The 26,410-nt window shown below is 73.8% G+C and carries 22 protein-coding genes; 9 read left to right on the forward strand and 13 right to left on the reverse strand.

Annotated features, from left to right (window positions below):
* Position 1 precedes the first annotated feature (1 nt).
* Both AB0442_RS32160 and AB0442_RS32165 read right to left on the reverse strand, forming a co-directional pair.
* Positions 2-1,474, reverse strand: a complete 1,473-nt coding sequence (locus AB0442_RS32160) for a hypothetical protein (RefSeq protein ID WP_366167136.1) — start codon at positions 1,472-1,474, stop codon at positions 2-4.
* A gap of 288 nt (positions 1,475-1,762) precedes the next feature.
* Entirely contained in the window at positions 1,763-2,662 is a 900-nt protein-coding gene (locus AB0442_RS32165; protein WP_366167137.1) for an aminoglycoside phosphotransferase family protein, read from the reverse strand.
* Between the two features lie 112 nt (positions 2,663-2,774).
* On the opposite strand from AB0442_RS32165, the gene AB0442_RS32170 reads away from it, so the two are divergent.
* Positions 2,775-3,665 carry a S41 family peptidase gene (locus AB0442_RS32170; RefSeq protein ID WP_366167138.1) on the forward strand — a complete coding sequence of 297 codons (891 nt, stop codon included), beginning with the start codon at positions 2,775-2,777 and terminating at the stop codon, positions 3,663-3,665.
* A 91-nt stretch (positions 3,666-3,756) separates the two neighbouring features.
* On the opposite strand, the gene AB0442_RS32175 is transcribed toward AB0442_RS32170, so the two are convergent.
* Together AB0442_RS32175 and AB0442_RS32180 are read right to left on the reverse strand one after the other, a co-directional pair.
* The gene (locus AB0442_RS32175; protein WP_366167139.1) at positions 3,757-5,721 is read right to left on the reverse strand and encodes a lamin tail domain-containing protein; all 1,965 of its coding nucleotides are present in this window, start codon (positions 5,719-5,721) and stop codon (positions 3,757-3,759) included.
* Between the two features lie 128 nt (positions 5,722-5,849).
* Positions 5,850-7,379, reverse strand: coding sequence for a hypothetical protein (locus AB0442_RS32180; protein ID WP_366167140.1), 1,530 nt, complete (start codon positions 7,377-7,379; stop codon positions 5,850-5,852).
* A 159-nt stretch (positions 7,380-7,538) separates the two neighbouring features.
* On the opposite strand from AB0442_RS32180, the gene AB0442_RS32185 reads away from it, so the two are divergent.
* Positions 7,539-8,822 carry an MFS transporter gene (locus AB0442_RS32185; RefSeq protein ID WP_366167141.1) on the forward strand — a complete coding sequence of 428 codons (1,284 nt, stop codon included), beginning with the start codon at positions 7,539-7,541 and terminating at the stop codon, positions 8,820-8,822.
* An 81-nt stretch (positions 8,823-8,903) separates the two neighbouring features.
* Positions 8,904-9,629 (forward strand): class I SAM-dependent methyltransferase, encoded by a 726-nt coding sequence (locus AB0442_RS32190; RefSeq protein WP_366167142.1) that lies wholly within the window; start codon positions 8,904-8,906, stop codon positions 9,627-9,629.
* 20 nt (positions 9,630-9,649) lie between these two features.
* Here AB0442_RS32190 and cydB read toward each other — a convergent pair whose 3' ends face one another.
* The 5 genes from cydB to AB0442_RS32215 form a co-directional block, all read right to left on the reverse strand.
* Positions 9,650-10,666 (reverse strand): cytochrome d ubiquinol oxidase subunit II, encoded by a 1,017-nt coding sequence (gene cydB, locus AB0442_RS32195; protein ID WP_366167143.1) that lies wholly within the window; start codon positions 10,664-10,666, stop codon positions 9,650-9,652.
* Between the two features lie 9 nt (positions 10,667-10,675).
* Complete coding sequence (locus AB0442_RS32200) at positions 10,676-12,058, reverse strand: cytochrome ubiquinol oxidase subunit I (protein WP_366167144.1); 1,383 nt, start codon at positions 12,056-12,058, stop codon at positions 10,676-10,678.
* Positions 12,059-12,181: 123 nt separating this feature from the next.
* Positions 12,182-13,555, reverse strand: coding sequence for a glucose-6-phosphate dehydrogenase (gene zwf / locus AB0442_RS32205; RefSeq protein ID WP_366167145.1), 1,374 nt, complete (start codon positions 13,553-13,555; stop codon positions 12,182-12,184).
* 17 nt (positions 13,556-13,572) lie between these two features.
* Positions 13,573-15,153, reverse strand: a complete 1,581-nt coding sequence (locus AB0442_RS32210) for a GMC family oxidoreductase (protein ID WP_366167146.1) — start codon at positions 15,151-15,153, stop codon at positions 13,573-13,575.
* 63 nt (positions 15,154-15,216) lie between these two features.
* On the reverse strand, positions 15,217-15,846 hold the full coding sequence (locus AB0442_RS32215) for a gluconokinase (RefSeq protein WP_366167147.1): 630 nt from the start codon (positions 15,844-15,846) through the stop codon (positions 15,217-15,219).
* Between the two features lie 87 nt (positions 15,847-15,933).
* On the opposite strand from AB0442_RS32215, the gene AB0442_RS32220 reads away from it, so the two are divergent.
* Positions 15,934-16,896 (forward strand): 2-hydroxyacid dehydrogenase, encoded by a 963-nt coding sequence (locus AB0442_RS32220; RefSeq protein ID WP_366167148.1) that lies wholly within the window; start codon positions 15,934-15,936, stop codon positions 16,894-16,896.
* 9 nt (positions 16,897-16,905) lie between these two features.
* Here AB0442_RS32220 and AB0442_RS32225 read toward each other — a convergent pair whose 3' ends face one another.
* Together AB0442_RS32225 and AB0442_RS32230 are read right to left on the reverse strand one after the other, a co-directional pair.
* Positions 16,906-17,865 carry a cyclase family protein gene (locus tag AB0442_RS32225; RefSeq protein ID WP_366167149.1) on the reverse strand — a complete coding sequence of 320 codons (960 nt, stop codon included), beginning with the start codon at positions 17,863-17,865 and terminating at the stop codon, positions 16,906-16,908.
* A gap of 17 nt (positions 17,866-17,882) precedes the next feature.
* The gene (locus tag AB0442_RS32230; protein WP_366167150.1) at positions 17,883-19,703 is read right to left on the reverse strand and encodes a glycoside hydrolase family 15 protein; all 1,821 of its coding nucleotides are present in this window, start codon (positions 19,701-19,703) and stop codon (positions 17,883-17,885) included.
* A 227-nt stretch (positions 19,704-19,930) separates the two neighbouring features.
* On the opposite strand from AB0442_RS32230, the gene AB0442_RS32235 reads away from it, so the two are divergent.
* From AB0442_RS32235 to AB0442_RS32250, 4 genes are all read left to right on the forward strand, one after another.
* The gene (locus tag AB0442_RS32235) at positions 19,931-20,476 is read left to right on the forward strand and encodes a TetR/AcrR family transcriptional regulator (protein ID WP_366167151.1); all 546 of its coding nucleotides are present in this window, start codon (positions 19,931-19,933) and stop codon (positions 20,474-20,476) included.
* A 151-nt stretch (positions 20,477-20,627) separates the two neighbouring features.
* Complete coding sequence (locus AB0442_RS32240; protein WP_366167152.1) at positions 20,628-21,554, forward strand: TauD/TfdA family dioxygenase; 927 nt, start codon at positions 20,628-20,630, stop codon at positions 21,552-21,554.
* Positions 21,555-21,605: 51 nt separating this feature from the next.
* A complete protein-coding gene (locus tag AB0442_RS32245; protein WP_366167153.1) occupies positions 21,606-22,907 on the forward strand; it encodes an MFS transporter in 1,302 nt (433 codons plus the stop codon).
* 36 nt (positions 22,908-22,943) lie between these two features.
* Positions 22,944-24,662, forward strand: coding sequence for an aldehyde dehydrogenase family protein (locus AB0442_RS32250; RefSeq protein ID WP_366167154.1), 1,719 nt, complete (start codon positions 22,944-22,946; stop codon positions 24,660-24,662).
* A 16-nt stretch (positions 24,663-24,678) separates the two neighbouring features.
* Here AB0442_RS32250 and AB0442_RS32255 read toward each other — a convergent pair whose 3' ends face one another.
* Positions 24,679-24,984, reverse strand: coding sequence for a DUF3040 domain-containing protein (locus AB0442_RS32255; protein WP_344623141.1), 306 nt, complete (start codon positions 24,982-24,984; stop codon positions 24,679-24,681).
* A 229-nt stretch (positions 24,985-25,213) separates the two neighbouring features.
* Complete coding sequence (locus AB0442_RS32260) at positions 25,214-25,807, reverse strand: hypothetical protein (RefSeq protein ID WP_366167155.1); 594 nt, start codon at positions 25,805-25,807, stop codon at positions 25,214-25,216.
* 279 nt (positions 25,808-26,086) lie between these two features.
* On the opposite strand from AB0442_RS32260, the gene AB0442_RS32265 reads away from it, so the two are divergent.
* Positions 26,087-26,290, forward strand: coding sequence for a hypothetical protein (locus AB0442_RS32265; RefSeq protein WP_366167156.1), 204 nt, complete (start codon positions 26,087-26,089; stop codon positions 26,288-26,290).
* Positions 26,291-26,410: the final 120 nt, after the last annotated feature.

The following is a 26,410-nucleotide window of genomic DNA, read 5'->3' on the forward strand; positions in this document are numbered from 1 at the left end:
GTTAGCGATCGGCACCGTCGGCCTGGGCAGGTGCCCGGGCGCCCTCCTGGTGGCGGCCGTCGGCTCGACCGGCCGGCTCGCCGACGCGCCCGCCCGTCCACGCGTCGACGGTGGCCACCAGCGCGTCGGGCGCGAGCCGTTCCAGCAGGGGCAGGACCTTGGACCAGCCGTCGAGTGCCGCCGCCCGGACGGCCAGCCTGCGGGCCTCCGACGGTTCGGACGACTCGGTCAGCACTTCGGCGAGTTCGGTCAGCGCGCGGGCCCGGGTCGCCCGGTGGACGATCGTCCGGGCGAGCGCCTCCGCCCGGTCCCGCTGCCCGTGGCGGGCCGTCTCCGGGACCACCGCCACCAGGGCGTGGTCCCGCAGCCACGGGTCGTCGATCGTGTCGGCGAGCCTCGCGGCCCGGTCGGTCTCCCCCTGCCGGGCGAGTTCGCGGACCACGGCGACCAGTGCGTGGCCGCGCGTCGCGCCGTCGCCGATCGCCCGGGCGAGCTCCTCCGCCCGGCCGGTGTCACCGCCGCGGGCCAGCTCCGCCACGATCTGCGTCTGCCGCTCCTCGCGGACGTCGGGGGCGTGCATCGCGTCGGCGAAGGCAGCGGCCCGCTCGACCTGCCCGTGCAGGGCCAGCATGCGCGCCGCCGCCGTGCACAGCGCGATGGCCTCCCCGGAGGACGTGGCACAGGCACCGAGCAGGGTCTGCGCCCGGTCCGCGAGGGCGAGGGCCGTCTCCACGTCGGTGCTCGCGGGGGCCGAGGCGAGCACGACCGCCATGACCCAGGCGTCGAGGGGCGACCGGCGCGGACGGCGGAGCAGCGCGTCGAGGCGGTCCAGGTCCCCCCGGTGGAGGTCGCGCACCAGCACCGTCGCCAGCGGCCGTGGACGGTCCCGGTCGAAGCCCCCGTCACGGCGCCCCCGGGACCGTGCCCAGTCCTCCAGCCGGTCGGCGAGGTCGTCCGCCCGGTCCCGGTCGCCGACGAGGTCGGCCACCTCGAGGAGGAGGACGAGCACCTTCGCCGCCGACGGATCGCCGCAGAACACGTGCTCCTCGGCACGATCGGCGAACGCCAGCGCGGCGCGGGTGTCGCCGCCGTCCGCCACCGCCTTGGCCAGCAGCGCCCAGGTGACGGCCCAGTGGTGGGGATAGCGGACGGTCTCCGCCAGCGCCACGGCCCGGTCGCGTTCACCGGCCCGCGCCCAGGCCGACACCTGGCCGACCAGTGCCTGGTCCCGGCACTGCCGCAGGGTGATGGAGTCGGTGAGCGCCTGGGCCCCGTGCACGTCCCCCGCGTCGGCCGCGGCCCGCACCACGGCCAGCAGCCTCTCCGCCCGGCCGAGTTCGTCCCCGGTCGACAGGGCCAGCTCGGCCGCCAGCGGCAGGTGTCCCGTGCGGGCGAGCCCCGCCAGCAGCCACGGGGGAAGGGAGTCGACGTCGGCGCCGAACCGGGGCGGTGCGGACAGCCGCAGGAGGGTCACCAGGCAGGGAGCGAATCCACTCCGGACGGTGTCCCGTCCGGTGTCCTCCGCCGGCGCGGGTCCGCGACCCACCTCCCACTGCCGCAGGAACGGAAGCGCGTGCCCCCACTGGTCCAGCCCGTTCCGCATCCCTGCAGCCCCCTCCCGCGCCGACTCGCCTCCCCCAGCATGACGGCGCCCGCCGACACCACCACCGGCCGGGTGCACCACCAGGCCCGCCCGAGCGGAGGTCGATTCGGGCGCCCCACGCACTCCTACGTGGCGTCCATACGCCCGCGAAGGCACGTCCTACGCCTCCGCGAGCACCGCCCGGATCACGTGCCGGGCGTTGTCCGCCATCACCGGGTTCGTCCTGCGGTAGTACGGCAGCGCGATCAGTGCCTGTGAGAGCGTCCGTCCCCGGCCCCTGGTCCAGGTCGCGTCGTCCACGTCGAGCGCCGCGCGGAAGACCTCCCTCGCGTCGGCGGGCAGCAGGTTCCACGCCGGGAACAGGTCGCAGGCCGGGTCCCCCACCCCCGCGCACCCGAAGTCGATGACCGCGGTCAGTCTGCCGTCGGCCACCAGCAGGTTGCCCGGCATGAGGTCGGCGTGCAGCCACACCGGCGGGCCGTCCCGGACCGGGGCCCGCAGCGCCTCCTCCCACACCGCGGTGGCGGCGTCGCAGTCGACGCCTTCCTCCGGGATCCCGCGCAGTTCCTCGATCGCCGCCCGGGTCGCGGCGTCGAGCGAGGCGACCGGCCCACCGCGGTGGGCCTGCGGCGCGGCCGGTAGGGTGATGCTCCGCATCGCCGCGACGAATCCGGCCAGGTCCTCGGCCAGCAGGACGGGTTCGCTCAGCGCCCCGGCCCCGGGGTTCTCCCCCGCGAGCCACCGGTACACCGACCACGGCCACGGATATCCCTCGGCCGGCCTGCCCGCTCCGAGCACCTCGGGGACGGGCGCGGGCAGGTGGGGCGCGAGCCGGGGCAGCCACGTCCGTTCGAGCGCCACGTCACCGGCGCCGCCCGCCACCAGCGGAAGCCGCACGACCATGTCCTCGCCCAGCCGGTACATGGCGTTGACCGTGCCACCGGACGGCACCCGCTCCACCTCCGCCCCGGCCCACCGGGGGAACTGCCCGGCGACCAGCCGCCGCACGAGGTCGCCGTCGACGGGATGCATGCCGGGGTGCATCTGCCCTGTGCTCATGACACCCCATCCGATCGCCGGACGCCCCCGGGCGTCAACCCCGTCGCGACGGGGCCGCCGTCGTCGTCACTCGTTTGCCCACGGACTCCGAACCGCTCAGAATGCAGCCACTATGACGCTTCATCACGAGATACTCGAGACCGCGCTGGCCCGGATCACGGCCGGATACGTGTTCCCCGAGCAGACGGCCGGCATCGATGCCGTGATCCGTCGCCGGCTGGCCGAGAGCGCGTACGACGGTTTGGACGAGCGGGAGTTGTGCGAGCGGGTCACCGCGGACCTGCAGCAGGCGTGTCCGGACAAGCACCTGCGGCTGCTGTGGAGCGAGGAACCGCAGTCGATGGAGGAGGAGCCGGAGGAGGTCAGCCGGGGCCGCTTCGAGGCGTTCAGCCGGGCCAACAACCACGGCGTCCGGCGGGTCGAGCAGCTCGACGGCAACATCGGCTACCTCGACCTGTCCATGATCGCGCCTGCCGAGCTGGGAGGCCCCCTCTTCGGTGCGGCGATGCACCTGCTCGCCGCCACCGACGCGCTGGTGGTCGACCTGCGCCGGTGCCTGGGCGGTTCGCCGGAGGGGGTGCAGCTGTGGTGCAGCTACTTCTTCCCCGGCGACGAGACCCACCTGAACGACATCTACGACCGGGCCACCGACTCGATCCGCCAGTACTGGACGGTCGGCCACCTCGCCGGCCCGCGCTACCTGGACCGCCCGGTCGCCGTGCTGACGTCGGCCGTCACCTTCTCCGGCGGCGAGGAGCTGGCGTACAACCTCAAGGTGCTGGAGCGCGCCACGCTGATCGGCGAGACCACCCGGGGCGGCGCCCACCCGACCTCGCGCATCCCGGTCTCCCCGCACGTCGCCGTCACCGTGCCGACCGCCCGCTCGATCAACCCGGTGACCGGCACCAACTGGGAGGGCGTCGGTGTCCTGCCGGACCTCGCCCTCCCGGCCGACCGGGCGCTGGAGGCGGCACTGGAGCACCTGCGCGAGCAGCTCGGCTGAGCCTCGGAGCCTCGACCGGGCCCCGGCGACGACAACGGCGGGGAGGGGGCCGCACCGGCTCCCTCCCCGTCCGTGCCACGAGTCGGTCGGATCAGCAGGGGAAGGTGCCGCTGTAGACGGCGTGGCCGTAGGAGGAGCTGCCGTTGCCGAAGCCGTGGATGCCGTCGTCGCTGAAGACCGCCTCGCGGAAGCCGTTGACGCAGGTCGAGGTCGGCGCGATCGCGAAGCCCTCCAGGTTGTCGGTCGGCATGACGGCCGGGTTGGTGTAGGTCACGTCGGGGACGACGGCGCCGGCGGCGCCGACCTTCAGGAAGGTGTGCGTCTCACCGCAGGTGTTGTCGCAGGTGGCGACGATGCGGCTGGTCCCGGCGTCGAACATCACGTCCATCACGGAGACCTTGCCGGTCGCGATCGTGCCGAACGTGGTGAAGGTGCCGTCGGAGTTCAGGCCGTAGACGTGCAGCGAGCCGTCCCACTCCAGGCCGGCGAAGAACAGGCCCGATCCGTGCAGCGGGTAGTTCGCCGGGTTGTAGGCGCTGCCGGTCAGCGGGTCGACCCAGCCGTTGGCGGTCAGCCAGCTGTCCGGCACGTAGCCGACGCCCTCGAAGCCGAGGTTGGCGTCGTCCTTGCTGCCGGTGTTGAGCTGCGGGAACTGCGAGGTCATGTCCCACTGGTGGACGGGCGTGAGCGTCGAGCCGGTCGCGGCCGGGTCGAACTCCATGATCGTGTCCTTGGGGACGGTGTTGTTGGTGTTGTCGCGCTCGGAGGTCACGTAGACGTGGCCGTTGGCGCCGATCGTCAGACCCTCGGAGTCCGGCTCGCCGGTGCCGCTCGCGAAGCGGATCTGCTTGCCGGTCGCGCTCCACGTCGCGTCGGGGACCCACGTGCCGTTGCTCTTGACCAGCTTGTACAGCCAGTTCTTGTTCTTGGCGGCCCACAGCACCGTCGGGTTCGCGGGGTCGAACGCCAGGCCGCTGACGTCCCGTCCCTCGGGTCCGGTGGACGTGGTGAACGCGCAGACGTTGTCGGCGATCGTGACGTCCGGGCCACCCGGCCAGGCCAGGGTGCCGGACGGGGTGGAACCCGTGCCGGAGGGCGCCTCGGGGCTGCAGCCGCTGGTGAGCGCGCCGCCGCCGCCGAGCAGCTGGCCGGTCTGACCGCCGCCGCTGCCGCTGCAGGAGTTCGCGCTGCCGAGCGTCGCGGTCACCGCGGTCCGGAACCAGCCGGTGCCGTTGGCGCAGCGCTCGTCGGACGGCTTGGCGCCGTCGGTCGCCCAGGTCACCGAGTCGACGGTGCTGCCGTTGCCGTCGAGCAGGAAGACCGAGTCGTTGTCGCCCAGGCCGAGGGTGGAGTTGAAGGTGACGTACCCTCCGGCGGGGATGCTGGTCGCGCTCGGCGAGGAGGACGAGATCGAGACCGGGGTGTGGGTGGTGTCGCCGTCGACGTACTTCCACGACCCGATGCTGACGGCGGTCGTGCCGCCGTTGTACAGCTCGACGGTGTCCGAGCCGTTGGAGGTGGCCTCGTTGATCCGCACCCGGCTCGCCGCCGGGATCGACGACGGGCAGCCCGGGGCGTTCGCCGCGCCGAACGTGGTCGCGGTGGCCGCGGTCACCCACGCCCCGGCGCCGTCGCCGCCGCAGCGCGCCATCGCCGGCTTCGCCCCGTTGGTCGCCCACTCGACGCGGTCGACCACCGTGCCGTCGGCCGTGTAGATCACCAGCTTGTCGGAGTCGCCCAGTCCCTTGGGCGAGTTGAAGGTGACGAAGCCGCCGGCGGCGATCGTGGTGGAGGAGGGGCTGAACGACTGCGGCGAGAAGCCGTCGTCGGACATCTTCCAGCCGCTGATGCTCACCGCCGTCGACCCGGTGTTGTAGAGCTCCACCGTGTCGTTGTTGGACGAGGTGACCTCGTTGATCCGAACGTTCTGGTAGCCGGCCGGGTCGGCGGCCGCCGCGGGCTGCGCGGCGACCAGCCCGGTGACGACCAGACCCGAAAACGTCAGAGCCGCGGCGCACACGGAGGCGACGCCGGCACGCGAGTGTGAGGTATGCACGGGGCCGAACTCTGGTGGCACGACCTTGAAACGGCGTGTACGGCGGCTGAATGCCGCCCGCTGGGCGCCGTAACGCTGGGCGCCGGTCCGCCGGGCGGGGTCGTCGGCGGCGGACCGGCGCCCGCGGTTCAGCCCCGCCCGGTCGGCCGCAGGTGGCTCTCGGCGTAGCGGAGGAGTTCCCTGCGGGTGCGCTCCGGGTCGGCCGCCGCCGTCGTGGCGCGGCTGGCGGGCAGGTAGCGGATCCCGTCGATCTCGCAGACCAGCGGCCCGGCACCGGTGTCGTGGACCAGGGCGTCGCCGACCGGCGGCGGCCCGCCGATGGTGCCGCGCCCGGTGCCGCGGGAGCCCGAGATCGGCTGCACGTACAGGGGTGCCGCGGTGTCCTCGCCCTCGGGCCGGAACAGCACCAGCACCATCCCGCCGGTGATCTCGCGCAGCCGGACGTACCGCATCGGCTGCCAGCTGCCGTCCGCCGGGTCGGAGCGCACGGCCCGCAGCACGGGGCGCCACAGCGAGGACCGGTCGGTGGCGAACCAGCCGATCCGGGCGACGGCGGCGATGCCGAGCGTGCCGAGGAGGAGGAACCGCCAGTGGCCCAGGTGGAAGTGGTCGTCGAGGATGCCGCCGAGGGAGAGCGCCAGGAGCACCCAGGCGCCGGTGCCGAGGGCGGTGGCCGCCGCCCAGCGGCGCGGCGGCACGGAGGTGCGGCCGGGGCCGCGGCGGGGCCGGGTGACGCGGGCGCCGGGGTGGTGCCGGTCGGCGTGCCGGGCGGCGGCCGCCAGGTTGGCGAAGGTCAGGCCGCCGTCGAGGGCGGGCCACTGCTCCTCGGTCCCGTCCGCGGCCCCGGCCACCGACGGCACCGGTACGGACCCGGTGCGCAGGGCCCGTCGGACGCGGCGGGCGCAGGCCAGCGGGGTGACCACCAGGCTGCCGGCGAGGCCGAGCAGGCCGAGGCCGCCCCCGGCCGCGGCGGCCACGGCCGGGGTGGTCCGGGTGTCGACGGCCTCGCCGAGGAAGGGCCACGGCAGGGCGATCACCGGCAGGTGGTCGCCGGGGCGGAGGTGCGCGGTGTCGCAGTCGACGTCGCTCTGCTGCGCACCGCCGTCCCAGCCGACGGTGCAGCCGCCGTTGTCGTGGTCCACGGCGAGGACCTCGGCGGTGGTGCGGTCGCCGAGCAGGGCGACGTCGGCGGCGGCCAGCGCCGTGAACAGGGCGCCGGTGAGGGCGAGGGCCGCCCACATCGGAGCGGCCGGCCGCAGCCGCCGGGCGGGTGCCGGGGCTGGGCGGGGCGGTTCGGCGAGCCAGGCGCCGACGGTCCGTGCGTCCCGGGTGGGCATGCCCAGTTGCAGGACGGTGCCCTCGGGCGTGCGGTAGCGCAGGCCGACCATCTCGACGGCGGCTCCGGTGACGCGCAGGAGCGTGGCGTCCAGGACCTCGCCGCCGTGCGGCAGGGCGGTGGCCGTGCCGTCGCGGTCGAGGAAGACGGGCCCGTCCAGGCGCGGGTCGGCCAGCAGCCTGCCCCTGCGGCCGTCCAGTCGGCACCGGAAGTGCACCGGCCGGCCGGCCGTCAGGGCGTGGCGCCGTCGCGCGGCCGCCCACCGCGCCAGTCCCGCGATGATCATCGGGATCACCACGAAGGCCAAGAAGCTGCCGATCATCCTGCTGTCGTCCCCTTCGTTCGGTCAACGAAGGGTAAAGGTGCCGGTCGTGGGCGCCGCACCGGGGTGCCTGCTCACCGGAAACGCCCGGCCGGACCTTGGGGTGATGGGCTAGGGTCTCGGCGTGGATCAGCCCGTGCCGCACCCGGCCCTCCCGTCATGAGCCTCGCCCGCGCGTTGGTCGACGTACGGCCGTTGAGGACGTCTCCGCTGTTCCGGCGGTTGCTGATCGGGCGCACGGTGTCCACGCTCGGCAGCTTCATGACCGTGGTCACCGTCATGTTCCAGGTGTGGGACGCGACCCGCAGCACGGTGTGGAGCGGGGCGGTGGGGCTGGCGCAGGCGCTGCCGATGATCGGCATCGGCCTGTTCGCGGGGTCGTGGGTCGACCGGGCCGACCGGCGCCGCGTCCACCTGCTCGGCAACGCCGGTCAGGCGGCCTGTTCGCTGCTGCTGGCCGTCCAAGGGTTCACCGGGCACGTCCCGGTGGCCGCCGTGCTGGCGCTGGTGGCGGTGCAGGCCTCGTTCGGGGCGGTGGGCGCGCCGGCGGCGGGGGTGTTCGTGCCGCGGCTGCTGCCGAAGGACCAGGTGGCGGCGGGGCTGGCGCTGAACCAGGTCACCGGGCAGGCGATGATGCTGCTCGGTCCGGCCGTCGCCGGTGTCGTGCTCGGCTGGTGGGGCATCGGCGTCTGCTACCTGCTGGACGCCGCCAGCTTCGGGGTGTCGTTCGCCGCGTCCTTCGCCCTGCCCGCGATGCCGCCCGTGGGCGAGCGGTCCCGTCCGGGTCTGGGCGGGGTGGCCGACGGGCTGCGCTTCCTGACCGGCCACCGCGTGGTGCGCGGTGCGCTGCTGACGGACCTGGCGGCCACGGTGCTGGCCATGCCGGCCAGCCTCTTCCCGCTGGTCAACAGCGAGCGCTTCGACGGCGACCCGCGCACGCTGGGCCTGTTCCTGTCGGCGCTGGCCGTGGGCGGTGTCGCCACGACCGCGCTGTCCGGTCCCGTCACCCGGCTGGCGCGCCCGGGCCCGGTGATGCTCGGCGCGGCCGGCACGTGGGGCGCGGCCCTCGCCGGGTTCGGCCTGACGACCAGTGCGTGGGCGGGCCTGGGGTTCCTGGTGGTGGCGGGGGCCGCGGACGCGCTGGCCGTCCTGTCCCGCACGACGATCGTGCAGACGTGCACGCCCGATGCGCTGCTCGGCCGGGTGACGGCCGCGGAGACGATCGTCGGCCAGGCCGGCCCCCAGCTGGGGAACCTGCGGGCCGGCGCGGTCGCCGGCTGGTCGTCGGGCGCGACCGCCCTGGTCACGGGCGGGCTGCTGTGCCTGGCGGCGGTGACCGCGGTCGGCACGTCGACCCCGGAACTGCGGCGCGGCAGCGGTCCGGCCGACGCCCCGGCGCAGCCGGCGGGAGCACCGACCGCCCCGGCGGTCGAACCCGGCTGACACACCGTCCGGCGCCGGAGCCGAGCAGGGCCGAACGAACGGGTACGGCCCGTCCCGGGACGCGCCGCTACATTCGGTCGCATGGCTGACGAGATCTTCGGGCACCCCCGGCTGGCTGCCGTCCACGACCCGCTCGACCCGGACCGCAGCGACCTCTGCGCCTACCTCGACCTCGCCCGGCAGGTCGGCGCGGAGCGGGTGCTGGACATCGGCTGCGGCACGGGGGTGTTCGCCCTCCTGCTGGCCGATCGCGGGGTGCAGGTGGTCGGCCTCGATCCCGCCCGGGCCTCGATCGACGTGGCCGGGGCCAAGCCGGGGAGCGAACGGGTGCGATGGATCTGCGGTGACGCGACGGCCCTTCCGCCCCTGCAGGTGGACCTCGTCACGATGACCGCGAACGTCGCCCAGGCGATCGTCTCCCCGGACGCGTGGCGGCGGACGCTGACCGGCGCTCACGAGGCGCTGCGGCCGGGCGGGTACCTGGTCTTCGAGACGAGGGACCCTGCCGCGCGGGCCTGGGAGGCGTGGAACCGCGCGGCCTCGCGGCGGGTCACGGAGGTCCCGGGCGTCGGTGGGGTCGAGAGCTGGGTCGACCTGGTCGAGGTGGCGGACCGCCTGGTGACGTTCCGTTGGAACTACGTGTTCGCCGCGGACGGCTGCCACCTCACCTCCGATTCGACCCTGCGGTTCCGGGAGCGTCACGAGATCGAGGCTGACCTGGCGGCGGCGGGTTACGGGCTGCAGGAGGTCCGGGACGCGCCCGACCGCCCGGGCAAGGAGCTCGTGTTCGTCGCCCGCCGTCCCTGACCCGCCCCGGCCGCTCGGGCTCAGCCGCTCGGGCTCCGCGGCACGTCGAACTGCTCGGCGGAGACCCGGAGCCGGAAGACGTGGTACGTCCAGCCCTGGTAGGCGAGCACCAGCGGGAAGAAGACGATCGCGACGATGCTCATCACCTTCAGCGCGTAGTTGCCGGAGGCGCTGTTGTGCACGGTGAGGTCGAAGGCCGGGTTGGTGCTCGACACCATCAGCCGGGGGTAGAGGTCGGCGAAGAACGACATGACGGTGGTCGCGATGACGACGGTGGTGGCGACGAAGGCCCAGCCCTCGTGCCGTCCGGCGAGCAGCCAGCCGGCGGCCAGCACCGCGAGCATGGACACGAGTTCGAGGACGTCCGGCAGGACGCCGCCGCCGGCGACGGAGTGCGTCCACGGCTGGAAGGCCAGCACGGCGAGGACGGTGAACGGGGCGATCCGGCGGGCGAGCCACAGGGCGTGCTCCTGCACCGCACCGGTGGTCTTGAGCGTGATGAAGGTCGCCCCGTGCAGCAGGCAGAGCAGCACCAGGGTGATGCCGGTGAACACCGAGTACGCCGAGAACAGGTCGCCGAAGTCACCGGTGAACTCCTGGCTCCGGTCGATCGGCACGCCGTGCAGCAGGTTGCCCAGGGCGATGCCGATGAGCAGCGGCACCAGCAGGCTGCCGACGGTCAGCAGGGTGTCCCAGGTGCGGATCCAGCGCGCGCCGTCCACCTTGCCGCGGAACTCGAAGGACACGCCGCGCACGATCAGCCCGGCCAGCAGCAGGACCAGCGCGGGGTAGAAGCTGGAGAACATGGTCGCGTACCAGGCCGGGAAGGCTGCGAACATCGCGGCCGCGGCGACGATCAACCACACCTCGTTGCCGTCCCAGAGCGGCCCGATGGTGTTGATCGCCGCCCGCCGGCCCGCTTCGTCACGCGAGACGAAGGTGTGCAGCATCCCCACGCCGAGGTCGAAGCCCTCCAGGACGAAGAAGCCGGTCCACAGGGCAGCGGTGACGATGAACCAGAACGTGGCGAGCGCCATCGGACGGCCTCAGTAGGTCAGGGCCGGGACCGGGGTGTCCTCGGCGGGGGGCGGGGAGAGTTCCTTGCGGGCGTACCTGGTGAGCAGGACGAAGGCCACCGCGGCGAGCGCGGCGTAGAGCAGCAGGAAGACCACCAGGCTGGTGGCGACGGTGGCGGTGCTCACCGACGGGGACACGCCGTTCCTGGTCAGTTGGAGTCCTTGGACGATCCACGGCTGGCGGCCGTTCTCGGTGAGCAGCCAGCCGGCGGTGTTCATCAGGAAGGGCAGCACCGCGGCCCAGACCGCGACCCGGTGGAACCACCGCGCGTTGCTGAGCCGTTTGCGCCACAGCAGCCACAGGCCCCACAGCCCGACCAGGAGGACGACCACGGCCAGGTAGGCCATCACCCGCATCGACCAGTACTGGATGAAGATGTTCGGGATGTAGCTGCCGGGCCCGTACTGCTGCTCGTACTGGGCCTGGACGGCGTTGAGCCCGAGGACCTTGCCGTTCCAGTGGTTGGTGGCCAGCAGGGAGAGCAGGTGCGGGATGGCGATGATCTGGGTCGGGGTCATGTCGTTCTTGCCGCCGCTGATCTGGAACAGCGAGAACGAGCAGGGTTGGCAGGTGTCCCACTGCGCCTCGGCGCCGGCGATCTTCATGGGCTGGTACTTGCCCTCGGTGACGCCGAGTTCGCTGCCGACCAGCATCGCCGCGAGGATCACCGGCACCAGGACGACCAGGGCGAGCCGGGCGGCGGCGTGGAAGGCGAGCGGGGAGGACCCCTTGCGCAGCTGCCAGGCGGAGACGGCGAGCATCACGACGGAGCCGGTGACCAGCGAGGCGAGGATGACGTGCAGGTACCCGCGCAGGAACACCGGGTTGGTGAACAGCTTCCAGACGTCGTTGAGCCGGGGCCGGCCGGTGGAGGGGTCGATCGTGTAGCCGACGGGGTGCTGCATCCAGGAGTTGGCGGCCATGATGAACGCCGCGGACAGCGCGCCGCCCACGGCCACCAGCCAGATGGTCGCCAGGTGCACGCGCGGGGGCAGCCGGTCCCAGCCGAACAGCCAGAGCCCGAGGAAGGTCGACTCCAGGAAGAACGCGGCGAGCCCCTCCATGGCCAGCGGCGCGCCGAACACGTCGCCGACGGTGCGGGAGTACGCGGACCAGTCCATGCCGAACTGGAACTCCTGGACGAGCCCGGTGACCACACCCACCGCGATGTTGATCACCAGCAGGGTGCCGAAGAACCGTGTGAGCTGCAGGAGTTCGGCCCGGCCGCTGCGGTGCCAGCCGGTCTGCAGCAGGGCGGTCAGGAATCCCAGGCCGATGGTGACGGGCACGAACAGGAAGTGGTAGATCGACGTCATGGCGAACTGCAGCCTGGCGAGGTCGAGTTGACTCATGTGCTCCCCATCGCGAGGTGGCTCGGCCTCAGTCAAGCACGCCCCGGGCGGCCCGGACGGGACGGCACGGCCGGTGTCATCCCGTCGGCCGTCGACCGATCGGCGTACCCGGGGACGGGCCCGTCACTTCGGGTCGTGCCAGTGGTCGCCGTCGGGCAGCAGGCCGTCGGCCTCCTTCGGGCCCCAGCTGCCCCTGGCGTAGGGGAGGACGGGTGCCGCGTCGCCCAGGACGGGGTCGACGACCCGCCAGGCGGCCTCGACGGTGTCCTGCCGGGCGAACAGCCAGCGGTCACCGTCCAGTGCCGCGCCGATGAGGCGGTCGTACGGGCGCATGTCGGATCCCGGCACCTCGCTGAAGGAGAGTTCCTCGTGCTTGGCCTCCCAGCCGCCGCCGGGTGCCTTCCCCGCAAGGGTGAGGGCGACCTGCGTCTCGGGCCAGACCCGGAACCGCAGGCTGTTGGCGGCGGGGCTGGGCCGCAGCCCGAACACGTCGTGCGGCGCGCTGCGGAAGTGGATGCTCACCTCGGTCGCCGTCACCGGCATGCACTTGCCGGCGCGGATGAGGATCGGCACGTCCGCCCAGCGCCAGGAGTCGGCGGCGAGCCGGACGGCCGCGAAGGTCTCGGTCGTCGAGCCCGCGGCGACGCCCTCGACGTCGAGGTATCCGTCGTACTGTCCGCGGACGATGTGCTCGGGGGTGAGCGGTCGCAGCGAGGACACCACGTTGGCCTTGGCGTCGCGCCAGGACTCCAGGCCCTCCCCCGACGGCGGCTCGGCCAGCACCGTCGCGAGGACCTGCAGCATGTGGTTCTGGACGACGTCCCGGACGGCGCCGGTGCGGTCGTAGAAGCGGCCGCGGTCGGCGACGTCGAAGGCCTCGGCCATGGTGATCTGGATGCTTCTGACGTGCGTGCGGTTCAGCAGCGGTTCGATGACGGAGTTGGCGAACCGGGCGAAGAGCACGTTCTCCACGGGGTCGAGGCCGAGCCAGTGGTCCACCCGGTAGATCGAGTCCTCGGGGAAGTACTCGTGCATGGTCGCGTTGAGTTCACCGGCGCTGCGCAGGTCGGTGCCGAAGGGCTTCTCGACCATGACGCGGGCGCCCTTCGCCCGGCCGGCGTCGGCGATCCCCTTGGCGATCCGGCCGAACAGCGGCGGCGGGACCTCCAGGTAGAACAGAGCGCGCTCGCCGCTGCCCATCTCGCGCGCCACGGCCCGGTAGGTCGCGTCGTCGTCCAGGTCGCCGTCCACGTAGCGGAGCAGCCCGAGCATCTTCCGGGCGGCGGGCGTGTTCGGGTCCATCCCGTTGAGTTTCAGCGACGCCTCGGCGTAGTCGCGGAACTGGTCGAGGCCCCAGCCGCTCTTGGCCACGCCGACGACGGGGACGTCGAGCACGCCGCGGTCGACCAGGCCGACCAGGGCGGGGAAGGTCTCCAGCTTGGCCAGGTCACCGGTCGCGCCGAAGATGACCAGGGCGTCCATCTGCTGTGCTGCCATCTCGTTGACTCTCCTGCTCATCGCATGCGGTCGGCGAGGTGGTCGCCGACCCGCAGCGCGTTGGCGATGGCCGTCAGGGACGGGTTCACCGCTCCGATGCTCGGGAAGAAGCTCGTGTCCACGACGTAGAGGTTGTCCAGGTCGTGCGCCTTGCAGGTGACGTCCAGGGCGGAGGACGCCGGGTCGGTGCCGAACCGCACCGTGCCCGCCTGGTGGGCGGTCGCGCCGATGGGCATGCCCTTGTGCAGGTAGATGCTGTGGGAGAGCAGGTGGTGCTCGTGCATCCCCAGCTTGCCGAGCATGCTCTGGAGCTTGTGGCGGAGCCGCTTGAGTCCGGCGGTGTTGTTCTTCTCGTCCAGGGCGAGGTGGACGTTGCCGTCGGCGTCCAGGGTGACCCGGTTGTCGGGGGCGGGGAGGTCCTCGCCGCAGAGCCAGAAGTCGACGGCGTGGTGGGCGATGACCTCGAACGGCATGTCGGGGCTGACCGCGCCGGCCCAGCGCGGGGCCTCGCCGTGGATCTGGGCGGCGTCCGACTTTCCCAGCATCTGGATGCCGCCCATCGGGAACTCCCAGTCGTCCCCGGCCAGGTACCAGTCGTGGAGGGCCAGGGTCTTCTGGAACAGGGTGGGGTTGGGCTCCTTGGAGAGGGCCATCAGCGCCAGGTTGTTGTGGCGCATGTAGTGGCGGCCGACCGTGCCGGAGCTGTTGGCCAGTCCGTCCGGGTGCTTGTCGTTGGCCGATCGCAGCAGCAGTACGGCCGAGTTCACCGCGCCGCAGGCCACCACGACGATGTCGCCGCTGAAGGTCTCGGTGCTGCCGTCGGAGAGTTCGGCGACCACGCCGGTGACCGTCCGGCCGGTCGGGTCGGTCTCCAGCCGCCGGACGTCGGCGTGCGTGATCATCTGCACGTTGTCGTGCTGCAGCGCCGGGTCCACGCAGATCACCTGGGAGTCCGACTTCGCGCCGAGCAGGCAGGGGAAGCCGTCGACGCGGTCGCAGCGGATGCAGGCGCTGTCGTGCGCGGCCGCTCCGCCGGCGTCCTGGGTCAGGTTGACGCCGATCGGCAGGTGGAAGGGGTGCAGGCCGTGCTTCTCCAGGTCGTCGCTGAGCTGCTGGATGCGCGGCTCGTGCTCGACCGGCGGGAAGGGGTACTGGGCGCTCGCCGGGCCGGCGGTCGGGTCCTCGCCGTGCCGGCCGTGGACGCGGTAGAGCTGCTCGGCCTGGGAGTAGTAGGGCTCCAGGTCTTCGTACCGGATGGGCCAGGCGGGGGAGATCCCGTCGTGGTGGTGCAGCTCGCCGAAGTCCTCGGGGCGCAGCCGGAACAGTGCGGCGCCGTAGAACTTGGTGTTGCCGCCGACGTAGTAGTTGACCTCCGGCGGGAAGGCGTTGCCGTCCTTGTCGTACCAGTACTCCGGCGCCCGGTACTTGCCCTTGACGAAGACGGCGGTCGAGTCCCAGTTGTCCCGTTCGCGCGGCAGGTAGCCGCCGCGTTCGAGGACGAGGATCCGTTTGCCGGTCGGGGCCAGCCGGTGGGCCAGGGTGCCGCCGCCCGCGCCGGTGCCGATGATGATGACGTCGTAGTGCTCGTTGTCAGCCACGGGGACTCCGTTTCCGGGCCGGTGCCGCCCTCGCGGGGCGGGCGGGCCGGCGTCCTGCGGTCCTCACCCGCTGTCCCGCCCGGGGGCGGCGGCCGGGCCGGGACCGTCTTCTCCGACGCTAGAGCGGGGGTCGCGGGAGGGCGAGCGCAGACGGGCATCGGGGTCAGTCCGGGCGGGGCCGCGGGCGAGTGCCTCGGTGGCCGCCGCCAGCGTCCGGGCGGCGCTGCCGGCCGCGCTCACCCTGGTGCCGGGTTCGTCGGCGGCGAGGGGTTCGAGCGTGGCGTACTGGGAGTCGAGCAGGCCGGGCGGCATGAAGTGGCCGGTGCGCGCGGCGATGCGCCGGGCGGCCACCTCGGGGTCGAGGTCCAGTTCGAGGAACCAGATCCGCGCGCCGGTCCGCCGGAGCCGGTCGCGGTACGCCCGCTTGAGTGCCGAGCAGGTGACGACGCCGCCGCGGTCGGCGTCGGCCCACTGCCGGATGCGGTCGGCCAGTGCCGCCAGCCAGGGCTCGCGGTCCTCGTCCGTCAGCGGACGGCCGGCGGCCATCTTGTGGACGTTCTCCGGGCTGTGGAGTGCGTCGCCTTCCAGGAACGGCACGCCGAGACGGGCGGCCAGGGCGGATCCGAGCGTGCTCTTCCCCGAGGAGGAGACCCCCATGACGACGACCACGAGGGGCGCGGGTGCTGCTTCCATGCACGTCTCCCTGCCGGTCGGCGGGCACCGTGTGACACTGGTGCACGTCCACTGTCGTGTGCAGGCCCGGCTCCCGCAGGAGATGACATGCCCGGCGGCGTCGTGAGCGGTCCGCGCGTGCTGCTGCCCTGGGCGCCCGGCGAGGTGGGCGGTCTGCCCGGGGGCTGGACCGCCGCGGTCTGGGACGGCACGGGCGGTCCGCCGGGGGCGGACGTGCTCGGATCGGTCGAGTTCTTCGTGATCCCGTACACCTTCACGGCGGCCGCCCGGCCGCTGCTGGCCCGGATGCCGCGGTTGCGGGTGCTGCAGTCGCTCAGCGCCGGTGTCGACGACCTGGCACCGCACGTGCCTGCGGGCGTGACGCTGTGCAACGCGCGCGGGGTGCACGACGCGAGCACGGCGGAGCTGGCGGTGGCGCTGGTGCTGGCCTCGTTGCGCGGGATCCCCGGATTCGCGGTCGCCCAGCAGGCCGGGCGGTGGTCGGGCGGGTTCCGTCCCGCCCTGGCCGGCCGGACGGTCCTGATCGTCGGCCACGGATCGATCGGCACGGCGGTGGAGGCGCGGCTCGCGGCCTTCGAGTGCGAGGTCGTCCGGGTGGCGCGGACCGCCCGGGAGGGCCCGGGCGGTCCGGTGCACGCGTTCGGAGAGCTGCCGGGTCTGCTCGGTGCGGCGGACGTCGTGGTGCTGACCGTCCCGCTCGTGCCGGAGACCCGCGGGCTGGTCGATGCCGGATTCCTGTCCCGGATGAAGGACGGCGCCCTGCTGGTGAACGTGGCCCGCGGCCCGGTGGTGGACACCGGTGCGCTGCTGCGCGAGCTGCGCAGCGGGCGGCTGACCGCGGCGCTGGACGTCACCGATCCCGAACCGCTGCCGGCCGGCCATCCGCTCTGGTCCGCACCGAACGTCCTGATCACTCCTCATGTCGGCGGGAACAGTTCGGCCTTCGAACCGCGCGCCCGGGAGCTGGTGCGCTCGCAGCTCGCGCGCTTCACAGCAGGGCTCGCGCCGGTGAACGTGGTGCCGGGCCCTGCCGGTGCGCCCGGGCGGTAGCCGCAGGAGTCAGAGCACCGCGATCGGGCTGACCGGGGAGCCCGTTCCGCCGACCAGCCGCAGGGGTGCGACCACGCAGAGGAACGACCAGCGGCCCTCCTCGACGCAGAGCGGCAGCAGGTCCTCGAACTGCAGGTAGTCGAGCAGGTGGACGCCCAGTGCGTGGACGGCGAGCACGTGGACGGGGAAGCCGACTCCGTCGACCGGGCTGGGCGCGCAGTCGTTGTTGCTGTCGCTGCCCAGGACCGCGATCCGCCGCTCGGCCAGCAGTTCCACCGCGCTCGGATGCAGGCCGGCCCGGGCGGCGGCCGCGTCCCACGCCCCCATCTCCCGTCGCCGCCGCCGGTGGCCGACGCGGACGAGGAGCAGGTCGCCCTCGCCGAAGCGCACGCCCTGGGCCTCCTCGGCGGCCAGCAGCTCCTCGGCCGTCACGTGCTCCCCGGGCTCCAGCCAGGGCACCCCGCGCAGCCCGGGGATGTCCAGCAGCACCCCGCGGCCGACGATTCCCGCCCCGGCGAGGCCGACGGAGAGCGCCTCGGCACCGGTCGCGGTCAGCGTGGCCGCGGGGACGCCGCCGTACAGCGTGCCGTCGTAGACGACGTGGCACAGCGCGTCGAGGTGGCTGTCGGCGTCCCCGTGCACGTTCATCTCGATCCGGTCCCGGGCGAACTCCAGCCCCTGCCCGCGCAGGTGTCCGGCGACCGCGCCGGTCATCGGGTGGTGGGCGGGTTCGGGGTTGTCCGGCCTCGCGCGGGTCCCCACGGCTGCCGCCAGGCTGACGTGTCGGCCCGTCCGCACCTCGCCCACGGCCGCCAGGACGTGCGCCGGGGTGATGGTCTCCAGGGCCCCGCGCGGGCGGGCACCGGTCGGCGCCGCGGCGACGACGCGCCGGTACAGGTCGTCGAACGCGGCCCGGTCGAGCCGTGCCGCGCCCGGCTGCGGCGGGTTCCGGTCCTGCTCCTCGTCCATGCTCCGCTCCCCTGCGGTCAGCGCCTGCTGGCGCGGTCCAGGGCGTCGTCGAGCGAGGACGCCGCCATGATGAGCGAGAGGTGGGTGAACGCCTGCGGGAAGTTGCCCAGTTGCTCGCCGGAGGGGCCGATCTCCTCGGCGAACAGACCCACGTGGTTGGCGTAGGTGAGCATCTTCTCGAAGGCGTAGCGGGCCTGCCGCAGCCGGCCGGCGCGGGCGAGCGCGTCGACGTACAGGAAGGTGCAGAGGCTGAAGGTGCCCTCCGAGCCGCGCAGGCCGTCGGGTGAGGCGGCCGGGTCGTAGCGGTAGACGAGGCTGTCCGAGACCAGCTTGCGGTCCATCGCGTCGAGCGTGGAGAGCCAGGCGGGGTCCTTCGGCCCGAGCAGGCCCACGCGCGGGATCAGCAGCAGGGAGGCGTCGAGGACGTCGCCGTCGTAGTGCTGGACGAGCGCCTGCTCCTTCTCGCTCCAGCCGCGCTCCATGATCTGCTTCAGCACGGCGTCGCGGGTGTTCCGCCAGCGCACGATGTCCGCGGGGCGGCTGAACTCCTCGGCCAGGCGCATGCCGCGGTCGAAGGCGACCCAGGTCATCACCCGGCTGAAGGTGAAGTCCTTGCGGCCGCCGCGGGTCTCCCAGATGCCCTCGTCGGGGCGGTCCCAGTTGTCCGCGAGCCAGTCGAGGGTCTTCGCCGCGGCCTTCCAGCCCTCGTAGCCCGGCTGGACGCCGGACCGCCGCCCCTCGGCGAGGGCGTAGAGGGCCTCGCCGTAGATGTCGAGCTGGAGCTGGTCCATCGCGGCGTTGCCGGCGCGCACCGGGGCGGATCCGCGGTACCCCTCGAAGTGTTCGAGGATCTCCTCGGACAGCTGCGGGTCGCCGTCGATCCGGTACATGATCTGCAGCCGCTCGCCGGGGAGGTCGAGGCGCTCGCGCAGCCGTTCGTTGAGCCAGCCGGTGAAGGCCTCCGCCTCCTCGGTGAAGCCCAGGTCCAGCAGGGCGCGTACCGAGAGGGACGCGTCGCGCACCCAGGTGAAGCGGTAGTCCCAGTTGCGCTCACCGCCGACCTGCTCCGGCAGGCCCATGGTGGGTGCGGCGACCAGCCCGCCGGTCGGGGCGTAGGTGAGCAGCTTGAGGGTGATCGCGGACCGGTGGACGGCGTCCGGCCACCGGCCGCGGTAGTTCGACTGGCGCACCCAGGTCTGCCAGTGGTCGACGGCGGCCCACAGCTGCTCGGTGAGCCAGCCTTCGGAGGGCGGCGGCGGGGCCTCGCCGTCGGGGCCGCAGGAGGTCATGACGACGCCCGAGGTCTCGCCGGCGTTGAGCGTGACCGTGCCGCGGACGTCCCGGTCCGCCCGGTGCAGCGGAAACAGTGCGCGCAGGTGCAGTGCCGCGCCGGCCGAGCGGAAGACGGCGTCCTGGCCGTCGACGGTCACCTGGTGGTCGGCCCGGCCGTAGTCGAACCGCGGCCGGCAGTCGAGTTCGAAGCGGACGGTGCCGCGCACGGCGCGGACGGCCCGGATCAGCGTGTGGCGGTCCGAGGCGCGGTTGCTGTTGTCGGGGAGCATCCAGTCGATGACCTCGCCGACGCCGTCCTCGGACATGAACCTGGTGACCAGGACGGCGCTGTCAGGGTAGTAGAGCTGACGGAAGGTCGGGGCGTGCTCCACCGGGGCCAGCCGGAAGTGCCCGCCGCGGTCGTGGTCCAGGAGGGCGGCGAAGATGCTGGGCGAGTCGAACCGCGGCGCGGCGAACCAGTCCACCACGCCCTGCGAGGAGATCAGCGCGGCGGTCTGCAGGTCTCCCACCAGTCCGTGGTCGGCGATGGGCGGGTAACGGTCCATGAGCGCTCCGAGGTCGCGGCTTCCTCGACGCAGCGTAGCTGTTATGTCATGGATGTCCTGGTATGGCGCGATACTGTCGCGACGGTCCCGCCGACGCCACGGCCGCCTCCTGCGCCGTGCCTGGGTCCGGCGCCGACCGGGGCCGGGGCGCCCGTATGCTCGCAGGCATGGGCGGCACACAGGCACGCGGTGGCGGGCGCGGACCAGGACGGCCGCGGGAGGAGCGGGTGACGGGCGCCGCCCTGAACGCGGTGATCGAGCTGGTCACCGAACAGGGCGTCCGGGCGGTCACCATGGACGCCGTGGCCGCCCGCGCGGGTGTCAGCAAGCCGGCCATGTACCGGCGCTGGCCGTCCAAGCAGGCCCTGGTGATCGCGGCCGCCGAGAGCCGGATCGGGCCGCTCTCGGTGCCCGACCTCGGTGATCTGCGGGCCGAACTGCGCGAGGTGCTGACCACGCGCCTGGCCTCCTACCGGATGCCCGGCACGGACCGGCTGGTGGCCGAGCTGATCGGCGCCGCTGCCGCGGCGGAACCCGGCGAGCACGGCGCCTACGCGGCCTACACCGACCGGATCATGGCGGAGACCCGCAGCATCCTGGAGCGGGGCATCGCCCGGGGCGAGGTCCGCCCGGAGATCGACATCCGCTCGGCCGCGACCCTGGTGGCGGCCCCGATGATCTACCGGCTGCTGGCGGAGCGCGAACTGCCGGACAGTCACCTCGTCGACGACCTCGTCGACTTCGTCGTGCGCGCGGTCAGCCGCACCTCCTGATCCCTGCAGCCCCCCGGCCGCCGGGGGTGGGCGCGCCCCCTCGTTGCGCCTGGGTGCGCCACAGAATCTCCTCGTCCCAGCCTCTTGCCCTGTCGCGGGCAAATATCAATACTGCCGGTAACGAATTCCGCCGCGAACCGTGGAGGACCCCATGGGCACCGCCGTGAGCACGACCTCGCACCCGATCCTCGCCAAGCCGCTGTTCCACGCCGGCCGCCGCCGGCTGGAGCGGACGGCGCCCGACACTCCGCACGCCGACTTCCGCCTGCTGGAGATCACCCCGATGACCCCGCACATCGGCGCCGAGGTCACCGGCGTCGACCTCGCCGGCCCGATCGGCGAGGATCTCGCCGCCGAACTGCGCCGGGCCCTGGACGAGTGGAAGGTGATCTTCTTCCGGGACCAGCACCGCTTCGACGCCCGCGCCCACCTCGCCCTGGCCGGCGTGTGGGGGCCGCCCGAGCCGAACCCGTTCTTCCCCAAGGGCGACACCACCGGGGTCTCCCGGCTCGCCAAGGACGCCACCGCCATCGGCCAGGAGAACATCTGGCACAGCGACCACTCCTTCATGGCCGCCCCGGCGATGGGCTCCGTCCTGCGGGCCGTGGAGGTCCCGGCCGCCGGCGGCGACACCATGTGGGCCGACATGGGCGCCGCGTACGACAACCTCGCCCCCGAACTGCGCGAACGCATCGAGGGCCTGACGGCGGTCCACGACTGGGAGCCCACCTGGGGCTCGTTCATGACCCCCGAGCAGATCGCCGCCCTCAGGAGCACGCTGCCCCCGGTCGAGCACCCCGTCGTGGTGCACCACCCGCGCACCGGCCGCCCGACCCTGTACGTCAACGAGCCGTTCACCACCCGCATCGCCGGCCTGCCCGAGGCGGAGAGCCGCGAGCTGCTGCACCTGCTCGGCCTCCAGGCGCGGATCCCCGAGTTCCAGGTGCGCTTCCGCTGGCAGCCGGACTCGATCGCGATCTGGGACAACATCGCCACCCAGCACTACGCGATCAGCGACTACTACCCGCAGCGGCGCGTCATGGAGCGGATCGCCGTCGCCGGCGGCCCGCTCTCCTGATCCAGGACGCCCCCACTCCCCCATGCCGGCCGCCACCCCCGCGGAGCCCCGATGACCGACACCGACGTCAGAACCACCGCCCTGCCGGCCACCGACCCCGGGCGCCGCGCCTGGACCGTGACCGGCCTGCTGGTGGTCTTCATGATGATCAATTTCGCCGACAAGTCCGTCCTCGGCCTCGCGGCGGACCCGATCCGCCGCGATCTGGGCCTGTCGGCGACCGCCTTCGGGCTCGCGAACAGCGCCTTCTTCCTGCTGTTCTCGATCTCCGGCGCCGCCGTCGGCCTGCTCTCCGACCGGGTGCGGCCACGTCGGCTGCTGCTGGCCATGGTGCTGCTCTGGTCGCTCGCCCAGGCGCCCATGGCCCTCGGCGGCGGCGCCGCCCTGCTGGTGGCCTCGCGGATCCTGCTGGGCGCCGCGGAGGGACCGGCCTTCCCCGTCGCCCAGCACACCGCCCTCTCCTGGTTCCCCGACCGGCGGCGCAACCTGCCGGGCGCGCTGGTGATGGCCGGAACCACCCTGGGCGTGGTGGTCGCCGCGCCCGGGCTGACGTGGGTCGTCCACCACCTGGGCTGGCGCTCCGCGTTCGGCGCCGTCGCCGTCGCCGGCATGCTGTGGGCCGTCGTCTGGACCCTCGCCGGACGGGAGAACGGCCGCACCGCCGACACCGACCGGCCGCGCCGGGATCCGGCCCGGGACACGATCGGCGCGCCACCCGCCGGCCCGTCCTACCGGCGGATCCTCGCCACCCGGACCTGGATCGGCAGCACGGCCGCCTACTTCGGCACCTACTGGATGACCGCACTGCTGCTGGTCTGGGTGCCGAGCTACCTCCACGACGGCCTCGGCTACTCCGACACCGCCACGGCGAACCTGGTGGCCGCCCTGTGGGCCGTCAACACGCTCGCCCTGCTGGGCCAGGCCTGGCTCACCGGCCGGCTGCTGCGCCGGGGCGTCGCCAGCCGCTGGGCCCGGGCCCGCGTCGGAGGGGCCGTCCTGCTGGTCTCCGCACTGGCCTGCCTCGCCCTCCCCGCGCTGCCGCACTCGACGGCCACCGTGCCGCTGCTGATCGCCGCGTTCGGCCTGGGCGGAACGATGGTGACCGTCGCGGTGACCACGGTCGCCGAACTCGCACCCGAAGAGCGCCGCGGCGGCGCCCTCGGCCTCATGAACGCCGTCGTCACCACCGCCGGCCTGGCGGCCCCCGCCCTGACCGGCCACCTGGTCGACCTGCACGGCGGCGCCGGGTACGGCCTCGCCGTCCGGATCGCCGGCCTCCTCCTGCTGATCGGCGCAGCGGCCACCCTGCTCGTCGACCCCGCCCGGGACGCCGCCCGTCTCCGCTCCGCCTGAACCCGACCGCTCCCGCCACCCGCTCGGAGGAACACCGTGCCCGACCCCGTCGCCACCGACCCCACCGTTCCCGCCGACCTCGACCGCGCCCTCGCCGACCTGCGCGCCCACGCGGCCTCCTGGGCCGCCGCCCCGGCGGACCTGCGCATCGGCCTGCTGGAGCGGCTGCTGCCGAGGATCCGGGAGACCGCCGCCGCCATGGTCGACGACGCCTGTCGGCACAAGGGCCACCGGCCCGACTCCCCGTGGGCCGCCGAGGACTGGGCGGGCGGCCCCTGGGCCCTCGCCCAGCACACCGCCGCCCGCCTGCACGGCCTCCGGCGTCTCGCCGCGGGCCGCGACCCGCTGCCCGCCGACCGCGTCCACGAGACGGACGGCCGGACCTGGGTCGACGTCTTCCCCGCCACCGCCGCGGACCGCCTGCTCCTGGCCGGCTACCGGGCCCGCGTCCGTCTCCTCCCCGGCACGAGTGCCGAGCGGGCCCGCGAGCGCGCCGCCGCCCGCCACCGCCACGGCACCGCCCGACCGGGCATCGCCCTCGTCCTCGGCGCCGGCAACGTCGCCGCCCTCACCGCCACCGACATCCTGCACCAGCTGTACGCCGAGAACCGGGTGGTCATCGCCAAACTGAACCCGGTCAACGCCTATCTGCGGCCCCACTACGAGCGGATCTTCGCCGAGTTCGTCCGGAACGGCTGGCTGCGCCTGGTCGACGGCGGCCCCGCCGAGGGCGCCCTGCTCACCACCCACCCCGAGGTCGACGCCGTCCACATCACCGGCAGCGCCCGCACCCACGACGCCGTCGTCTGGGGCACCGACGACCGGGCCGGACAGCGCCGCCGCGCCGGCATCCCGCTGGTCGACAAGCCCCTCACCAGCGAACTCGGCGGTGTCAGCCCGTTCCTCGTCGTCCCGGGCCCGTGGAGCGCCGCCGACTTCCGCCACCAGGCCGAGCACATCGTGACCGCCAAGATGAACAACTCCGGCCACAACTGCATCGCCGCCCAGGTCCTCCTGGTGCCCCGCCGGTGGGACGGCACCGAACGCCTGCTCGACGCCGTCCGTGCCGTCCTGCGCGACCTGCCGTTCCGCACCGACTACTACCCCGGCTCCGCCCAGCGGCTCGCGGCCGTCCGCAGGGCGCACCCCGGCGCCGAGATGTACGGCGACGGCTGTCGCCTCCTCGTCCCCGACGTCGCCGACCCCGCCGACCCGCTGCTCACCGAGGAGGTGTTCGCCAGCGCCCTCGGTGTCGTCCGCCTCCCCGGCGACACCCCGGCCGCCTTCCTCGACCAGGCCGTCCGCTTCGCCAACGACCGCCTCCCCGGCACGCTCGGCGCCACCGTGCTCGTGCACCCCCGCACCGAGCGCGACCACCCGGCGGCCGTGGCGGGCGCCGTGGACCGGTTGCGCTACGGCACGATCGCCGTGAACACCTGGTCGGGCGTGGGCTTCCTCCTCGGACACACCCCGTGGGGCGCGCACCCCGGGCACACCCCGCAGGACATCGGCAGCGGCACCGGCTTCGTCAACAACACCTGGATGCTGGACGACGTCGAGAAGACCGTGCTCCGCGCCCCCTTCGCCCCCGCACCGCGCGGTCTGTTCACCGGCTCGCCCTCCCTGGCGCCGCGCCCGCCCCACTTCGTCACCCACCGCTCCGGACGCGCCACCCTGGAACGCCTGGCCCACTACACCGCCGCCCCCGCCGCCCGCCGGCTGCCCGGCCTGCTCGCGTCCGCCCTGCGCGGCTGACCGCGTCCGGCAGCGCTCAGCGGCCGCGTCCGGGCCGGGTCAGCGAGGCGATCCGCGCCACCAGGACGCCGGCCACCACCCAGGTGCTCCCCCACACGGCGGCCCCGGCAAGCACTCCGGTCGACGTGGCGGTGGCCCATCCGGCGACCACCGCGGCGGCCCCGCCGACCGCGAGCACCGCGAGCAGCTCGGCGAGCGTCCGCACGCTCCCCCACCAGCGGGGGCCGACGCGGTGCCGGCCCAGCCTCCGGGCCAGCCGCCGGTCACGGGCGAGTTCGTCCTCGGCTTCGGCGAGCAGACGCAGTTCACGCGGAGTGAGCACGGCGCACCTCCCGACCGGCACGGAACCGCACACGTCGGCACCTGGTCCTCTACCCGCAGGCCGGCGCGGAATGCACGGAGCACCGGGGTGAACCGGGACCGGCCGAGGCCATGTCGCCCTCGTGCCCGGCGGACTCGGCGCGGGCCTGCCCGGCCTCGGCGTCCGGCACCGTGCCGACGGAGGCCGCGCCCGCCCCCGTCGGCCGTCGGGAGCGGTCCCCGTCCGGCTGCTACGGCGCGGGGTTCGGCCCGTCCGCGGGCGAGGTGGGCCCGGATGCCGGAGCGGGAGGCGCCGGAGGCGGGTAGGTCGGGGCGAACGGCCCGGTGGCGCCCGGCCCCGGCCGGGGCGCGCGGGTGGCGATCCCGACGACCGTCACCGCGACGGCCACGGCGAGCGCGAAGTACGGCTGCAGCATGATGAACATCGCGTCGAACGGCAGGTCGAAGACGCTGTGCAGCCGCAGGGTGGTCAGCTGGGCGAAGAGCTGCTGTCCGGAGGCGGAGAGGGTCGTCACGAGGAGGAGCACCGCCGCGGCGGGCCGCACCCAGGACACCCCCCGGAACGCCAGCACGGCGAGCACCGCGGTCGAGGCCGACGTCACGGCGAGCGGCGTGAAGTAGGCGGTGACGGCCAGTGCCGGCAGGTCGGCCTGCCGGTGGGCCATCCCGATGAGGTAGCCGTAGGTGCCCTGCATGATGCTGACGACCACGGCGATCGCGAAGATCCCCAGGTACACCAGCAGCAGCACTCCGATCGCGGTCAGTCCGCGCCCGGGTTCCCTCCCCGGGCCGTGTCCCGGCAGCGCGTTCCCGCCGTACGCCATGAGCCCCACCCCTCGTCGTGTTCCTGGCGAGAGGTTAGCGCCCGGTGGCGACGGCCCGGGGCGGATTTCGGGCCCCGTGACGTACGCACGTTCGATGCGGGGCGCGGCGGGAGCGGGCTCGGACCCATCCGCGACGTCCACGACGTCCCATCCACCCGAATTCAGTTCGAAGACGAACCACCGCCGTGTCTCAACGTGTTCGCCCGACTACCGATGGTAGCTTCCAGCTGCCGCCCGCTCGGGACGGCACTCTCGGAGCACCATGCGAAGGAGTGACCCATGACCCAGCTCAGCGCGACCGCCGCGGAGACCAAGAAGGCGATGGCCAGCGAGGTCGCCGCCACCAAGACCTGGCGCCACGTCATCCAGCCGGACGCGGACGCCGCAGCCAACTACCTCAACCTCCCGCCCGCCCAGGGGCCGGGCGAGGCGACCATGGCCACCCGGACCGACGGACAGGTCGACCTCCTCGTCCTGCTCTAGGAGCAAGGCGTCGAACGACCGCCGGTCCCGCGGCGCGGCCCCCGCCCCGCGGGACCCGCGGGGCCCGCCGCCCGCCCCCCCCCCCCCGGGGACCCCAGGAAACCCCCCCGGGGCCCGAGG

Source organism: Kitasatospora sp. NPDC085895 (assembly GCF_040702125.1).
Taxonomy (GTDB): domain Bacteria; phylum Actinomycetota; class Actinomycetes; order Streptomycetales; family Streptomycetaceae; genus Kitasatospora; species Kitasatospora arboriphila.

Coding starts and splice junctions, on each gene's coding strand:
- AB0442_RS32165 (WP_366167137.1), bottom strand. CDS start 2,662: ATGAGCACAGGGCAGATGCACCCCGGCATGCATCCCGTCGACGGCGAC.
- AB0442_RS32170 (WP_366167138.1), top strand. CDS start 2,775: ATGACGCTTCATCACGAGATACTCGAGACCGCGCTGGCCCGGATCACG.
- AB0442_RS32180 (WP_366167140.1), bottom strand. CDS start 7,379: ATGATCGGCAGCTTCTTGGCCTTCGTGGTGATCCCGATGATCATCGCG.
- AB0442_RS32185 (WP_366167141.1), top strand. CDS start 7,539: ATGAGCCTCGCCCGCGCGTTGGTCGACGTACGGCCGTTGAGGACGTCT.
- AB0442_RS32190 (WP_366167142.1), top strand. CDS start 8,904: ATGGCTGACGAGATCTTCGGGCACCCCCGGCTGGCTGCCGTCCACGAC.
- cydB (WP_366167143.1), bottom strand. CDS start 10,666: ATGGCGCTCGCCACGTTCTGGTTCATCGTCACCGCTGCCCTGTGGACC.
- AB0442_RS32200 (WP_366167144.1), bottom strand. CDS start 12,058: ATGAGTCAACTCGACCTCGCCAGGCTGCAGTTCGCCATGACGTCGATC.
- zwf (WP_366167145.1), bottom strand. CDS start 13,555: ATGGCAGCACAGCAGATGGACGCCCTGGTCATCTTCGGCGCGACCGGT.
- AB0442_RS32215 (WP_366167147.1), bottom strand. CDS start 15,846: ATGGAAGCAGCACCCGCGCCCCTCGTGGTCGTCGTCATGGGGGTCTCC.
- AB0442_RS32220 (WP_366167148.1), top strand. CDS start 15,934: ATGCCCGGCGGCGTCGTGAGCGGTCCGCGCGTGCTGCTGCCCTGGGCG.
- AB0442_RS32225 (WP_366167149.1), bottom strand. CDS start 17,865: ATGGACGAGGAGCAGGACCGGAACCCGCCGCAGCCGGGCGCGGCACGG.
- AB0442_RS32230 (WP_366167150.1), bottom strand. CDS start 19,703: ATGGACCGTTACCCGCCCATCGCCGACCACGGACTGGTGGGAGACCTG.
- AB0442_RS32240 (WP_366167152.1), top strand. CDS start 20,628: ATGGGCACCGCCGTGAGCACGACCTCGCACCCGATCCTCGCCAAGCCG.
- AB0442_RS32245 (WP_366167153.1), top strand. CDS start 21,606: ATGACCGACACCGACGTCAGAACCACCGCCCTGCCGGCCACCGACCCC.
- AB0442_RS32260 (WP_366167155.1), bottom strand. CDS start 25,807: ATGGCGTACGGCGGGAACGCGCTGCCGGGACACGGCCCGGGGAGGGAA.
- AB0442_RS32265 (WP_366167156.1), top strand. CDS start 26,087: ATGACCCAGCTCAGCGCGACCGCCGCGGAGACCAAGAAGGCGATGGCC.